The sequence below is a fragment of the Leptospira bouyouniensis genome (assembly GCF_004769525.1).
In the GTDB taxonomy this organism is placed as follows: domain Bacteria; phylum Spirochaetota; class Leptospiria; order Leptospirales; family Leptospiraceae; genus Leptospira_A; species Leptospira_A bouyouniensis.
On sequence record NZ_RQFT01000003.1, the window covers coordinates 297,432 to 311,720 of the forward strand.

15 protein-coding genes and 4 tRNA genes are annotated in these 14,289 nt (G+C 36.8%); 6 read left to right on the top strand and 13 right to left on the bottom strand.

Annotation, left to right across the window (positions count from 1 at the left end; all coding sequences use genetic code 11):
* Positions 1 to 56 precede the first annotated feature (56 nt).
* From EHQ43_RS03020 to EHQ43_RS03040, 5 genes are all read left to right on the top strand, one after another.
* Entirely contained in the window at positions 57 to 866 is an 810-nt protein-coding gene (locus tag EHQ43_RS03020) for a TatD family hydrolase (RefSeq protein WP_208730869.1), read from the top strand.
* Positions 859 to 2,115 carry a serine--tRNA ligase gene (serS, locus tag EHQ43_RS03025; RefSeq protein WP_135770113.1) on the top strand — a complete coding sequence of 419 codons (1,257 nt, stop codon included), beginning with the start codon at positions 859 to 861 and terminating at the stop codon, positions 2,113 to 2,115. Before EHQ43_RS03020 ends, serS begins: the two co-directional genes overlap by 8 nt.
* 333 nt (positions 2,116 to 2,448) lie before the next feature.
* Positions 2,449 to 3,672 carry an OmpA family protein gene (locus tag EHQ43_RS03030; RefSeq protein WP_244242617.1) on the top strand — a complete coding sequence of 408 codons (1,224 nt, stop codon included), beginning with the start codon at positions 2,449 to 2,451 and terminating at the stop codon, positions 3,670 to 3,672.
* Between the two features lie 42 nt (positions 3,673 to 3,714).
* Entirely contained in the window at positions 3,715 to 4,569 is an 855-nt protein-coding gene (locus tag EHQ43_RS03035; protein WP_135770115.1) for a substrate-binding periplasmic protein, read from the top strand.
* 7 nt (positions 4,570 to 4,576) lie between these two features.
* Entirely contained in the window at positions 4,577 to 6,121 is a 1,545-nt protein-coding gene (locus tag EHQ43_RS03040) for a hypothetical protein (protein WP_135770116.1), read from the top strand.
* Between the two features lie 297 nt (positions 6,122 to 6,418).
* On the opposite strand, the gene recR is transcribed toward EHQ43_RS03040, so the two are convergent.
* The 8 genes from recR to EHQ43_RS03080 form a co-directional block, all read right to left on the bottom strand.
* A complete protein-coding gene (recR, locus tag EHQ43_RS03045) occupies positions 6,419 to 7,027 on the bottom strand; it encodes a recombination mediator RecR (RefSeq protein WP_135770117.1) in 609 nt (202 codons plus the stop codon).
* A complete protein-coding gene (locus EHQ43_RS03050) occupies positions 7,005 to 7,370 on the bottom strand; it encodes a YbaB/EbfC family nucleoid-associated protein (RefSeq protein ID WP_208730904.1) in 366 nt (121 codons plus the stop codon). The genes recR and EHQ43_RS03050 overlap by 23 nt, the downstream gene beginning before the upstream one ends.
* A gap of 20 nt (positions 7,371 to 7,390) precedes the next feature.
* Positions 7,391 to 8,887 (bottom strand): DNA polymerase III subunit gamma/tau, encoded by a 1,497-nt coding sequence (gene dnaX / locus EHQ43_RS03055; protein WP_135770118.1) that lies wholly within the window; start codon positions 8,885 to 8,887, stop codon positions 7,391 to 7,393.
* A 131-nt stretch (positions 8,888 to 9,018) separates the two neighbouring features.
* Positions 9,019 to 9,105: transfer RNA gene (locus EHQ43_RS03060), tRNA-Ser, on the bottom strand.
* 45 nt (positions 9,106 to 9,150) lie between these two features.
* A complete protein-coding gene (locus EHQ43_RS03065) occupies positions 9,151 to 9,591 on the bottom strand; it encodes a nucleoside deaminase (RefSeq protein WP_135740183.1) in 441 nt (146 codons plus the stop codon).
* Between the two features lies 1 nt (position 9,592).
* Positions 9,593 to 9,666 (bottom strand) — tRNA-Arg (locus EHQ43_RS03070).
* A gap of 392 nt (positions 9,667 to 10,058) precedes the next feature.
* Positions 10,059 to 10,145 (bottom strand) — tRNA-Ser (locus EHQ43_RS03075).
* 7 nt (positions 10,146 to 10,152) lie between these two features.
* A tRNA-Ser gene (locus EHQ43_RS03080) sits at positions 10,153 to 10,236 on the bottom strand.
* A 70-nt stretch (positions 10,237 to 10,306) separates the two neighbouring features.
* On the opposite strand from EHQ43_RS03080, the gene EHQ43_RS03085 reads away from it, so the two are divergent.
* Entirely contained in the window at positions 10,307 to 11,458 is a 1,152-nt protein-coding gene (locus EHQ43_RS03085) for a class I SAM-dependent RNA methyltransferase (RefSeq protein WP_135770119.1), read from the top strand.
* A gap of 56 nt (positions 11,459 to 11,514) precedes the next feature.
* Here EHQ43_RS03085 and EHQ43_RS03090 read toward each other — a convergent pair whose 3' ends face one another.
* The 5 genes from EHQ43_RS03090 to EHQ43_RS03110 are packed head-to-tail and all read right to left on the bottom strand — an operon-like array spanning position 11,515 to position 14,278.
* Positions 11,515 to 11,715 (bottom strand): YgaP family membrane protein, encoded by a 201-nt coding sequence (locus EHQ43_RS03090; RefSeq protein WP_015677400.1) that lies wholly within the window; start codon positions 11,713 to 11,715, stop codon positions 11,515 to 11,517.
* A gap of 45 nt (positions 11,716 to 11,760) precedes the next feature.
* Positions 11,761 to 12,639, bottom strand: a complete 879-nt coding sequence (locus tag EHQ43_RS03095) for an alpha/beta fold hydrolase (protein ID WP_135770120.1) — start codon at positions 12,637 to 12,639, stop codon at positions 11,761 to 11,763.
* Positions 12,620 to 13,639 (bottom strand): CE1 family esterase, encoded by a 1,020-nt coding sequence (locus tag EHQ43_RS03100; RefSeq protein WP_135753933.1) that lies wholly within the window; start codon positions 13,637 to 13,639, stop codon positions 12,620 to 12,622. The genes EHQ43_RS03095 and EHQ43_RS03100 overlap by 20 nt, the downstream gene beginning before the upstream one ends.
* Positions 13,636 to 14,109 (bottom strand): WbuC family cupin fold metalloprotein, encoded by a 474-nt coding sequence (locus tag EHQ43_RS03105; RefSeq protein WP_135770121.1) that lies wholly within the window; start codon positions 14,107 to 14,109, stop codon positions 13,636 to 13,638. The genes EHQ43_RS03100 and EHQ43_RS03105 overlap by 4 nt, the downstream gene beginning before the upstream one ends.
* Positions 14,087 to 14,278: a (2Fe-2S)-binding protein gene (locus EHQ43_RS03110; protein ID WP_135740178.1), complete on the bottom strand. Its 192-nt coding sequence runs from the start codon at positions 14,276 to 14,278 to the stop codon at positions 14,087 to 14,089. The genes EHQ43_RS03105 and EHQ43_RS03110 overlap by 23 nt, the downstream gene beginning before the upstream one ends.
* Positions 14,279 to 14,289 lie beyond the last annotated feature (11 nt).

The following is a 14,289-nucleotide window of genomic DNA, read 5'->3' on the forward strand; positions in this document are numbered from 1 at the left end:
TATCTTTCGATTGAATTTTCATTTTCATCCAGTGGAAATTACAAATCTTGCTATTTATGGGATATTCGACCATAGACACTCATTGCCACTTAGACATAATTCGAGAACAAGGACAAAGCATCGAAGAAACCCTGGAGAAATCCCGAAAGGTTGGAGTAGACCAACTGGTACAAATTGGAATAGATTTGCCGAGTTCAATCGAAGCAGTACGTATTTCAGAAACTCATTCAACCAATGAATTAAAAATATCGTATTCCATTGGTTGTCATCCAACAGAGACACATGAATTTCCGAACGCAGAACAAATTTTAGATTTAGCTAAATCCCGAATCGATGATCCACATTTTGCGGCAATCGGAGAAATCGGTGTCGATTTGTACCATGATGCTAGCACACGTTTCCAACAAAACGATGTATTGCGAAAGTTTTTACAATTCTCATCAGAATACAAACTTCCTGTTGTCATCCATTCTCGTGATGCTTTCTCCGATACATATGAAGCATTAAAAGAATTTAAAACAAAAGCGTTTGGTGTGATCCATTGTTTTACTTATGATTATGAAGCAGCAAAACAATTTGTAGATCTTGGGTATTATATTTCTTTTTCGGGCATTGTGACGTTTAAATCAGCTACCGATATTCAGGAAGCAGCAAAGAAAATTCCACTCGAATCAATGTTAATTGAAACAGATGCACCATTTTTATCACCAATGCCCCATAGAGGGAAAAGAAATGATTCTTCTCATTTGCCTTATGTGTTAGAAAAAATGTTTAGTCTACGCACAGAACCAAATGCAGAAGTAGCAGATCGTATCTATCGGAATTCAATAAAATTTACAGAAAGAAAGGCTTATCACCATGCTTGATATCAATCGAATTGTTCAAAACCCAGAAGAGTTACTTTCCACCTTACAAAAACGAGGTGTGGTTTCTTCTGATATAGAAGCAAAAATCAAATCCGTATCTGAAAAACAAAGAAAACTAAAATTAGAAGTGGAAGAACTTCGTGCAGAGCGGAACCGAGTTTCCAAAGAAATTGGAATACAGAAGTCACAAGGAAAAGACATCACTGAAATTTCCAATTCGATGAAAGGTGTGGGAGATCGAATCAAAGCCATCGAAGAAGAACTGACAAAAGAAGAAGAATCCTTACATGAACTGAATTTGGGTTTACCAAATTTACTAGATCCATCCGTTCCAGAAGGAAAATCAGAAGAAGACAATGTACTTGTTCGTCAGTGGGGTGAAATTCCAAAACTAAGTTTTGAAGCAAAAACTCATTTTGATATCGGAGAAAAATTAGGTATTTTTGATTTTGAAAGGGGAGTGAAACTTTCAGGTGCTCGCTTTTACACCTATCGGGGTTTAGGCGCAAAATTGGAACGAGCATTGATGAATCTAATGCTCGATACTCATACAACAGAAAATGGATATGAAGAAATGTGGGTTCCAGTGCTTGTAAACGATGAGTCGATGACGGCAACCGGACAACTTCCTAAATTTGCGGAAGATTTTTATCGTTTGGAAAAAGATGGACTCAACCTCATTCCAACTGCTGAAGTTCCTCTTACTAATTATTACCGGGATGAAATCATCCAAGAGAAAGAATTACCGATTTCTGTTTGTGCTCACACTTCTTGTTTCAGGCGAGAAGCCGGTTCTTATGGCCGTGATACAAGAGGTCTCGTACGGGTTCACCAGTTTCAAAAAGTGGAACTAGTTAAATTTGTAGAACCGGAAAAATCTAGCGAAGAACATGAAAAGATGTTAAAGGATGCAGAAACCATTTTGCAAAAATTAAAACTTCCTTACCGAGTGATGTTACTTTGCAGTAGAGATATGTCGAGTGCATCTTCCAAAACCTATGATATCGAAGTTTGGATGCCAGGACTTGGTCGATTTATGGAAATTTCTTCGGTTTCTAACTTCAAAGACTATCAAGCAAGACGTGGAAAAATTCGATACAAGTCAAAGGAAGGAAAAAACCTGCTCGTCCATACTTTGAATGGTTCTGGTCTTGCGATCGGTCGAACACTGGCAGCAGTGATTGAAAATTACCAATCTGATGATGGAACCTTCCAAATTCCGGATGTGTTAAAACCATACATTCGTTAAGAATTTTTGGGCAGATGACCGAGGTGTCAAATGCCCACATTTATATTTTCAAGATGCAAAGGTAATTTTTTAAAAGTTATTAGCTGTAAATTCTTAAGGCTTCATTTCTATTTCACGAACCAAAAGGATAGGTTTAAAAAACGGAAATTTGCTTATAATCGAAATTCGGTTAAAACCAGATTATTGGATGATAATAGAAATTCGCATAAAAACCCAAATTTTTTAGTTAATCGAATTTCGTTTAACATCCAGATAGAGGATAATAGGCGAATTAGATTTAAAACATTGCGATCCTTAAAAATTTTACCTCAATTTCTAATCCTGAACTTCACAATGGTTCTTTCGATCTCTAGTCAATCAGCTGCTAAGGAAGAGACTTTATTAGTGGCACCAATCCAAGGACCAATCAATACCGAGTTTCAAGAATTTGGTCCTACAATGACACCAGATGCAAAAACACTATATTTTTATTCAAAAAGATCAAATCGAGGTTATACGGAAATTTTTAAATCGGATCGGAAAAAAGATGGAACTTGGGATTTTCCAGAAGAAGTCAGCGAGTTAAATTCACCATTTGATGACCAAAGTCCTTTTATATCTCGCGATGGTAAAACTCTCCTCTTATCTTCTAATCGAGATGGATCCGTAGAGGTAGTCTTACCCGATGGAAAGGTAGGAATTTCAAGGGATTTGTATGTATCAAATTGGGATGGGAAAAAATGGTCTATGCCAGCGGCATTACCACCTGTGATCAATACGGAAGAAATTGAAGAAAATCCTCATCTGTTAGGTGATACATTGCTATTTACACGTTATCCCTTTGGTAAACCAAACTTGGCAAAAGTATACTATAGCCAATTCATTAAAAATGAATGGACTAAACCTAAACTATTACCTTCGCCAATTAATGATAATCATGCGACGATTGCGGCTGCATTTAATGATGACGGTAAAATAATATTTTTCGCATCCAACCGGCCTGGTGGATTTGGTGGATTTGATTTGTACATGGCAACGATCGAAGGTGAATCATTTACAAATGTCGAAAATTTGGGTGCACCGATCAATTCAACAGAAGATGAAGCTTATATAGTCTTTCAACAGGTAAAGAAGACATTTTTATTCTGTAGGAGGGTAGAAGGAAAATCTTTTGATATTTATTCTGCTTCAGTTCCAAAACAAGAAAATATTGTACAAAAGAAATTAGAAGAAACAAAAAAGATATCACTCGACTCGGTTTATTTTGAAAGAGCATCTTCAATCTTAAAACCTGAATCTTCTGGTCCTTTAGATTCAATTGTGGATTACCTACATGAAAATTCAGATAAAAAAATGAAAATTATAGGTCATACAGACTTAACGGGAACGTTCGATGATAATATGATTTTATCAAAAGAAAGAGCAGAGTCCGTAAAACAATATTTAGTCTCCAAAGGAGTGGATCCGAATCGTTTGGTTACGGAAGGAAAGGGTCCAACTCAGCCAATGGTGCAAGGAACGGATGAAGCTTCTTCAAAAAAGAATCGCCGAACAGAATTTGTCCTACTGAATCCTTAATTTTTCCTTGCCGATTCTATTTCGAGAAAGAAGTTTAATTGGATGTCCTATATTTACTGTCGCAACTTGTGGAAAATAGCTATTTTGATCTTGTTTGTGCCTTCTGTAATTATGGGCCAAACGAGTCCTACTTTAGAAAAAATTAAAAAAACAAAAACATTAACGGTCTCTGTTAATGAATTTTACGATCCATTTTATATTGAAAATCCAAATGAAGATTTTCCAGGTCTCGATGTTGAGTTAGCACAAGAATACGCAAAGTTTCTGGATGTTGATCTTAAAATTATACCGCTAAGAACCTTTGACCAACATGCTAGAATGTTAGAGAAAGGAGACACTCAAATTGCGATGGCTGGAATTTCATCTTCCATCAATCGTTTTCGCGATGTTTATTTCACTGATCCTTATTTAATTTCAACTCCTGCTGCACTTGTCAATCGTACGGCGCTTCCTCCGGAACCCGAAGGACAAATTGTAACAGTTCAGTTGTTTCGTAATTTGAATGACCTAACAAATATAACTGGGATATCATATTCAGTTTTAGCCAATAGTTCGAATCATCAGTTTTTACGAGATGCCTTTCCAAAAGCACAGGTATTTTCCTATTTCACCAATGAAGCAGCACTGAGCGAATTGAAGAAAAATAATGTAAATGCATTTGTTGCTGATTCATATTACATCCAAGCATTATTACAAAAAGATTCTTCCTTAAGAGCAAATTATTTGCCGATCCTAGGAGTTGTGCAAGAAGATCATATTAGTATGGCTATTGCCAAAAGAGATATAGAATTTTTATATCATCTAAACTTTTTTATCAAAGAATTGAAGAGAATTGGCAAAATTCAGCAGTTGGTAAATAAATATTTCAAATCCAATAAATGGGTCAAAAAAGAATAAATTCAAAATGTTAACACGTTTATTTACTGTTATCCTATTATTCTTTCTACCGATGGGTTTTTTATTTTCACAGGAAGAAGAATCACAAAGAACGATTATGAATTTCAATGGTTCTTTTCGTGTTCGTGCTACAAATGTAGGTCGTGATGTTTTATTAGAACGAAAAACTCCAGTCACTCCAATCACAAATTTGGAAAAGGAAAATGCTGAAAGACTTCAATCAGAGCAAGAAACAATTCAAGCGGATTTAGAAAGAAGGCAAAAAGGTTTACCGAGTCAAATCACACCCCGGAAAGAAGACGTAAGTTATTATGATTCTCGTTTTCTTTATAACATGAGTTTTTCCGCAAACAAATATGTGGAAGGTATTTGGGGAATGCAAGTGGGTGATATTCCTTTTGGTGGTCGTGGGCTAAGGGCTACAGGACCAGATGGTTTTGATCCTGGTCTCATTGGTCCTGGGTCGGGTGGGGAACGAGGAAGAACAGCCGCAGTCAATGTACAAACTAACTTTTTATACTTAAATTTTCGTATCCCTGAATCTGGTTTATTTATCAAAGTTGGACAACAATTATTTAGTTCGGCACAGGGTCGTGTTTTATTTTCCACTGGAACAGGTGTTAGTATTTTAAAAAATTTTCAATTCCTTAGATTGTCTCTAGAAGGTGGGGTACTTCGTGCACGTGATCAAAGTTTTTTGGATGTTGATAAAAACGGATTTGCTGATAAAAACTACCAAAGTTCAAACATATATTATAACCGATTAAAATTTGAATACTTTCGAAACATTCGAAATGAAGTTTATGCATATTTTTTAGATGACAATGATAAAACAGATAATGAAACCGCAAGGCTTGCTTGGTATGGTCTTCATAATGAATTCAATTTTCAAAAATTCTCATTTATTGTACATGGAATTCTTAATACTGGAATTGTGAAAAAATTAAATGCGGTAAATGATTCAAATGATGTAACAATTTATAATACAACTCGTCGTCATTTTATCAAAGGTGGAATGTATGATTTTCAATTTACATATCGTTGGAATGAATCATTAAACTTTAATTTAATAGCACTTGGTACAACTGGTCGACCAGGTTATGATGAAAATGGACAAGAAGCCAATTTAAAAGGTAATGGATATCGTACTCTTGCTCCCGGATTTTCAATTTCTAACATTGCTACCGACTTTACTGGTGGTTATGCATTGTTTAATGGATCAAGTTTTTCAGGTTTAAATGAATATGGTCTCTATTCCAATATCATTGCCTTTGGACCTTATCAGTTTACCTTCGGCTATTACCAATTGTGGGCTACAAAATCACCTGAAATTAAAATCAATCGAGAGTTTAGCGAAAGGAATGGTTATCGAACTTCCACTTATATGGGTATGGAATATAATTTTAATATCCGTTATAACGTAACTTCAGATTTTCAAATCATCTTTCGATCAGGCTATTTTGTTGCAGGTGATGCACTTTTTGTTTTGTTAGATTCAAAGTATGGAAGGGTGTTACGTGAAGCCTTTATCGTATTTGAACATCGATTCTAAAATCTCGCTTTTTTCATTTTGGGATGGACTGTAAAATCTCAGAATGAGATGGATTTCTCTTTAAAATAAGGGAGAAAATGATGTTAAAAGTAATAGATCTGATTTCCAACTATGCACCTATCCAAAAGGTTTGAGATATACTAACGAATACAATGTTTATCAAAGAAAGGGACGATTTACCTAAAGATTATACAGGTGGTCGACTCACATTGAATTCAGTCATCGAATGGTTGAATACAGCAAAATTAAAAATTAAAGAGTGAGCAGAAAGTAAATAAAACTTTCGCATTATTTTGATTAAAGAGTCAGTCTCGACTTTATTGCTTTGCCTAATGTGTATTGGTCAGAATATTCCAAAGTTCCACCAATAGTAATTCCATGGGCAATTCTTGTGATTTTAATTTCCATTGGTTTGATCACCGTTGATAAGTAAGATGCTGTTGCATCACCTTCGAGAGTTGGGTTTGTGGCAATGAGAACTTCTTTGATATCTCCAGAATCCAATCGTTGCATTAATTGTCTGATTCGTAATTGTTCAGGACCAATTCCATCGAGTGGAGAAATCGCACCATTAAGTACGTGGTATTTACCAGAATATTCTTTTGTATTTTCTATAAAAAAAATATCTTCGGGTTGTTCAACGACACAAAGGATTCCTTTGTCCCTTCTATCTGATTGGCAAATAGAACAAATAGGTTCTTCTGTTAAACCACCACATTCATCACAAAATCGAAGTTTGGATTTTGCTTCTTCAATGTTGTTTAACCAAGATTGAAAAGAAGTTGGATCCATTCTTAAAATATGAAATCCGATTCGGGTTGCACTTTTTTTTCCGATCCCTGGCAAACTAGAAAACGATTGGATGAGTTTTTGGAATTGTAGATCAGACAGGTGGAAACCCTCCATCCTTTTGAATTTGGTTAAATACACCTTCAAAATCACTTGGATTGAATCCAAGAACATTCTTCATTTCATGCGCCATTGTTTCTTTTGCTTTGCGTTGCACTTCATTGGTAGCAGATAGAATTAAATCTTCTAACATCTTTTTATCATCTGCATTGAACATAATGGGATTTATATTCAAATTCGTGAGAGTTCCATCGGCGGTTGCCGTTACCTCAACCATTCCTGCCCCAGCGGATGCTGTAACACGAATTTGAGCCAATCGTTTTTGAAGTTCTTCTTGTTTTTCTTTGATGTTTCCAAGTTGCGAAAAGGTTTCTCGCATTTGTTTCATTTGATCAAAAATTCCCATACATACCTTTGGACTTATAGATTTTTAAATTGGTTTGGATCCACTTCCATTCCAGAGAATTTTTCTTTTAATAATTTTTCCATGTCTTCTGGTGAGGACTTAGGATTACTATTTTCTTTTGTTTTGGGTGAATCTTCTTGTTTGGTAACTGCCACTTTTGGATTCAGATTTTGACTTTTTTCATCTTCTAATTTATGGTTTTGCTTCTCAGAATGAGGTTTCACTTCTTGGGGTTTTGATTCCGGTGTGCTTTCAATTTTATTTTGTGTGATGGGCGTAGATTGTACAGGTGTTGGTTTATTTACTTGTTCTACATTGTCCGGTATGATACTGATATCACCTTGCACAAGTTTAGTGAGTTCTGAAATCTTTGCCAAGAGCCCTGAAATACTAGGTTTCTCTCGGTCCAAAATCAGTTTTCGAAATTGAATTTCTAGATAAACTTTCATTTCGTATGAACTACGAAGTTTCATTAAATTCAATCTTTCGTGAATTGAGAATATCCTTTCGGCAAGTAATACCAAAATTTCACGGTCAAGTTCCCTGTAGTTTTGTTTTAGTTTTTGAAGGTCTTCTTGAGGAATGTTGATTGATTCACGATCAGCCAAATTGTCCTTAATTAACAATAGGGAATTTAAAAATTCAATAAAATCCCAGATGAATTTACTTAAATCAATCCCTGCTTGAAATAAATTTTCTAATGTTTCAAAAATTTGTGCACTTTGTGAGGAATCAATTAATTGGTTTAGAAAATCAGTGAAAGTATCAATACCATGATACCCGATCATTTTCCTTAATTTAACACCCGTTAAGTTTCCATCAGTGAAAATGACAGCCTGTTCCATAAAAGATAAGGTGTCTCTGACGGATCCATCACCCTTTTTTGCGATCCAAAAAAGCCCTTCTGAATCATACTTTAATCCTTCTTTCGTACAAAGAGTTTCAATGTAGTTTTGTAAAACAGTGACGGGAACTTTTCTAAAATGGAAATCTTGGCACCTTGATAAAATGGTCTCAGGAATTTTGTGATATTCGGTAGTCGCTAAAATAAAAACAACATGAGCTGGAGGTTCTTCCAGAGTTTTGAGAAGTGCATTAAAGGCAGCGCCGCTGAGCATATGCACCTCATCCAAGATATAAACTCGGTACTTGCCACCCATTGCATTGAATTTTACATTTTCTCTTAGTTCTCGAATGTTATCAACACCGCTATTTGAAGCAGCATCAATCTCAAATACATCATTGGAATTTCCCTTCGTAATTTCTAAACAAGAAGTACATTCGTTACAAGGTTCCACACCATCTGGATTTTCACAGTTAAGTCTTTTTGCTAAGATTCTTGCGATCGTTGTTTTACCCACTCCACGTGGACCAATAAAGATATAAGCGTGACCAATTTTTTTAGATTTGAACGCATTTTGTAATGAACCAACAGCGAGATCTTGGTAAATCACATCTCGAAAGAATTGTGGGCGGTATTTTCGAAAGAGTACTTGGTGGTTTTCGCTCATTTGGTTCGTATTCAACTTTCAATAAGATTCGAATCGTTCAGTTTCCCTTTGAGAATGAAAATTCATGGCTTAGTTGCAATGAAATAATTTTGATTGAGAATAGTATTTTGAATAGATGCGGACGGAAAAAGTGGCGGAGAGACCGGGATTCGAACCCGGGGTGCTTTTGGCACACATGCTTTCCAAGCATGCACAATAGACCACTCTGACATCTCTCCAGTGATTTCTACTGCCTTCCATAAAAAGAAACGGTCGTTAGAATTCTACCTTTTCTCTTTGAAAAAACTCAGAAATTCAAATTTTATGTGAGACTTTGGAACGAGAGTACATTTTGGAAAATGGTTCAAAAGGTAAATTGATTCCGTTGTGTAAGAGGAAATTCCTTCACCAGGCTTTGCTGGCACAAAATATACCACTTCGGGTAATTTGACTCGGAGAATGGCTCCTGCGCATAATAAACATGGTTCTAAGGCAGTTAAGAGAATGTGTTCTGAGAGATAACGTCCTTTTATTTGAGACAAAGCCATCTCAATCGCTAGAAGTTCACTATGTTTGGTTGGATTTAATGTTTGTTCGACGGAGTTAAAAGATTTTGAAACGAGATAACCCTCTTTTGTCAGAATCTCAGAATAAGAGGGAATTTCGTTTTTGAATTTGGAAACTTCTATTGAATATCGCTCTAAAAACGATTCATAGATTTCCACGCGCGCCCAAGAGGATTTGAACCTCTAACCTTCTGATCCGTAGTCAGATACTCTATCCAGTTGAGCTATGGGCGCAATGAATGCTTGGAGCATTTTTACCCAGTCCAAAAGAACGGGTATCACTATGGTTTTTTGCAATCGGATGGAGTAAATCAAAAATCCCGCAATTCCTAGATAAAGTAGAATAGAAAGCAGATGGATTGTTGCGGCAAGGTAAAGCCCAATAAAAGGAAGGAGGGAAAGGATTTGAGCAAGGACCAAACCTAATAAAAACAAACAGGTATTAACTGCAGAGTACAAAGATATGGTCACAAATTCTGGAATTTGTCTTTTCCAGGTAAAAACAGGAACCCAAGAAAAATAAAGTGGTAGGGCAGCAAAAATTTTCGCCGCCTCATCTGTGAGTAAATAGGCTTTGATCGTTTCGAATTTTTCTTTGATTTGGGCGAATTTCATGGCGGTTACTTCGGAGACGCAGGGATTCGAACCCTGGGTACGATTGCTCGTACGACGGTTTAGCAAACCGCTCCTTTCGGCCACTCAGGCACGTCTCCAGCGACTCGGAGAAGGTAGGATTCGAACCCACGGTGGGATTACCACGACGGTTTTCAAGACCGCTGCTTTAGACCACTCAGCCACTTCTCCAAGAGTACCTATCCGTTATGTTAAATGCGAGTGCAGTGTCAAATGAATATTCATTGAATGGTTAAAGAGAATGGAAAAGTTGCGGATTAAATTAGAAAAGTGGGTCAATGGTGGTTATTGCCTCGCCCACCATGATGGTCATGCAGTGTTTGTTGAAGGTGGACTACCGGGTGAATTGGTAGACATAACTGTCATCAAACATGGGAATCGGGAATGGTTTGGCATTGTTGACTCCATTCTCGAACCGTCTCCGAATCGAATCCCTTCAGATTGTCCTGTTTATTTGGAGTGCGGAGGGTGTAGTTATCGTCATCTTTCCTATGAAGGAGAATTGAAACTCAAAACAGAACTCCTTACTTCGATGTTTCCGAATTGGAATGGAAATACGGAAGTTTTTTTTGGACGAAGTGAAGGTTACCGCAATAATGTCCAGTGGCAAGTCGCCGATAAAAAGATAGGTTTATTTGCCAGAAATACGCACCGAATCATCCAAAATTCGTCCACTCATTGTAAAAATGTCGACAAACGATTATTAATCGAGAATTCGAATACATATTTGGAACAATATAGAATTTCAAAAAAATCTAACTTTCGAAAAAATCAGAAATCAGATAAAACCATTTCTCTCAGAATTTCCAAAGAAAAAATTGTGAGGTATGATTCTGAAGAAACAGAAGTAGAAGTTCTCAACACAAACTTAAAAGTACCTTCCAAAGGTTTTTTTCAAATCAATCAATTCCTTTTGGAAACTTGGCTTACCAAAATCAAAAACCTACTCCCAAACTCAGCAGATGTTTTAGAATTATTTTGTGGGTGTGGCACGATTGGGATTGTTCTCAGGGATAAAATATCTTCCCTCTATGGGATTGAATCCCATGAGAAAAGTATTGAATATGCAAAGTTTAATGCAAAAATGAATGGAATCAAATCGTTTCATTATGAAACAAAAGATTTATTCCAAAGGTCACTCCCGCAAGAAGTGAAAAAATATTCCGTTTGGCTCGTGAATCCTCCGCGCGCCGGTTTATCTAAAGGAATTGTTGATTCAATTCATACTTTTAAACCTAAATCGGTGATTTACTCCAGCTGTAATCCCAGTACATTGCGTCGGGATATTACTTCTTTAGAAAAGTTCGGTTACCAATTGGACAGTTTGAATCTTTTAGATTTTTTTCCGAGAACCAATCATTATGAAGTATTGGTTCGGTTAACATTAAATTAAACAACTCACTCAAAAAGTGAATTGTTTATCTAATTTAAATAGCAAATTGAAATCGATTATTTTCCTTTTGTGGAAATTTTAAATGGTAAATAAGCTGGGCAAAATCCGATTGCGGATGTGGCAATCATCACTAGTCCAATTACAAATAATACAATGGCAGTGGTTCCTTCCACAACGCCACCAAGGTACAATCCACCTAACACAAGTCCCACCACAACACGAATGATTCGATCGTATAATCCCATATTTTGAAACATAATCAGACTCCTACAAACAGATGAGACGATGATTTCATCCAAATTCTAGTTATTTTTTTCTAACCACTCTAAGATGAGTTTGGTGACTTCATCTCGTTTTTCCCAATGTAGGAAATGACCCGCGTGATCAAACCCAATCTTTCGAAATCCTCTTGGAAAGTCGGTTTCGTCAAGAAGGTGTTCGAATAGATTTTTATGGAAACAACCATCATTTAAGCCATATAGAACTTGTGTGGGAACCGTCACATGTGTATCAAAAATCCCAACTATACTTTCTCTTCCTGATTCGGTAAACAAATCATTCAAGTTTCGATAATAAGCAAGCGCCGATGAAAGGATCCCTGGATTTTGGAAATTGGCTTTGATTTCGGCCAAGTGGTCTTGGTTCGGAGTGAATCCTGGTGACCAATCCTTCCATAAAAAATCAACTAAGGCAAATTGATTGGAACGAATGGTTAACTCAGCAATGTAAGGGATTTGGAAAAGAGCAACATACCAAGAGTGTATGGTTTGTAGAGGTGCCCATAAAAAAGAATCTTGGAATGTTTTTAGGAGAGGTACACTTAAACTTGTGATGGATTTAAAACGATTTGGGTAGTACATACCTGCGGCATAGGCGATAATTGCTCCCCAATTATGACCAACTAGATGTACTGTTTCAAAACGGCGATCTTCCATCCAGGCAAGCAAATCGTTTACCAAATCTACTACATGGAGTTTGTTTGCATGGGAAATTGTTGATGCTTCATAGCCTCGCATAACAGGCGCAATACATTGGAATCCCTTTTTTCCGATTGTCTCCATAATGGGAGAAAAGGTTTTGTGATTATCGGGAAACCCGTGTAAAAAAAAGACAGGATCTCCTGAACCTGTTTCCAGCGTGGTAAAAACGGTAGATGAATTTCTAATTTCCGAATGGTGCATTGTTTACCAACTTTTCTTTAGTATCGGCCTTTCGGAAAAATTGTATCACAATCTCTCTAGTATCCAAGTCCTTACTCAAATAACCGTATTGTTTTTCATTTTGGTAATAGAATCCATTTGGCCAAATATGACCGCCACCTGGGATCAAATACCCTTCTACCACTTCATCGTGTGTACAATCCGAAAATTTAGTGTATTCGATATCTCGCTTCCAAAATTGGTTTAGATGCCTTTTTTTCCCTTTTGTTTCTGTTTTACAGGTATAACTTTGACTCCAGTATTTTAGAGAATCCACAAAAGACAAAACTTCTCCAGCTGGGATGCGGCTTGCATTGGGAGACATATCTTTTGGGATTGAAACTGTACCACCAGAAATTGGAATTATATCATCGGCTGTCCCCATAATAAAACCAATGGATTTAGTAGGTGGATTCGGACAAATTTCTACAATGCCTTTTGAAGTTACTGCAGCAACGGCATAACCAGATCGGAATAAATCTTGCGCTTCGCATAACAAACGTTGCGTCATGAATCCACCATTGGAAATTCCAACCGCATGGATACGGCTATAATCAACAGGAATTCGTTTGTCCAAATATTGGACCATATCGCGGAAGAATAAAACATCTTTTGTATTTCGTTTGTCGGTTAAAGAGTGAGGGATATTTCTACCATCATTCCACCTGTTTGCGAACCCATCCGGGTACACGGCAATAAAACCATATTCCTCTGCTTTTTCTGACATCCTTGACAAATAGATCATCCCTTCCCCACTCCCACCTCCACCATGTAAGATAAACACAATGGGAAGACGAGTATTGGATTTGTTTTTTGGAATGTAATAACGAAATGTTCGAATGATACCATCGGAAACAATAGACTCCAATGTATGTTCTTTCACCGGAACCACAGAAGGTAAGGATTTACAAAAAAAAGATAAGGGAATCGTGAACATAAGTAAATGGATGAGCCGGAAAAAAATCCTATTTTTTTGAATCATATAAAGAAGGATTCAAAGAATCTGATGGTTTCCGGAACTTTTTCATCACCTTCTAACGGAAAGTTGGTGTGGAATTCTTTGTCGATCTTTGGGTCATATGGTCCAGATTTACCTTCGAAACAAACTGCTGTCTCAGATAAGCATACTAAACTATGCCAAACTCCTGGTTGTAAATCAATCCCTCGTTTTGGTCCTTTTGAGGATAGTTTATGGTATTCTTGGATCTCTCCATTTTCTTGGAAGATTAAAAAACCAATTTCACCATCGAGCACAACAAAAGTTTCTGGTTTTGGATCCGACAAATGTCTGTGAGGTGAAATGTAAGTGTTTTTGGTTAAAACGTTTAAAAACCTTTGGTACACCTCTTCCTGTTTGTGGAAGTTATGGTTTGTTCGTTTTCGTTCTGCGTTTTTTGCTTTTATAACGAGGGTTCCGATCAAATCGGAATCAATGATTTGTATTTCCTGCAAGTTGACCTTCCAATTCCTGTTCGATGAAGGCTAACATATCCGGAACACAAGCCGTACAAGTATCTGCCGCTCCCATCTCACGGGCGACCTCTAATATAGGGCGGTTCGATTCTTTGACAACATTTAAGATGGTTTCAAAGAAAACTTCTGCGCAGTGACACTTGATCATGGTTCTGAGAA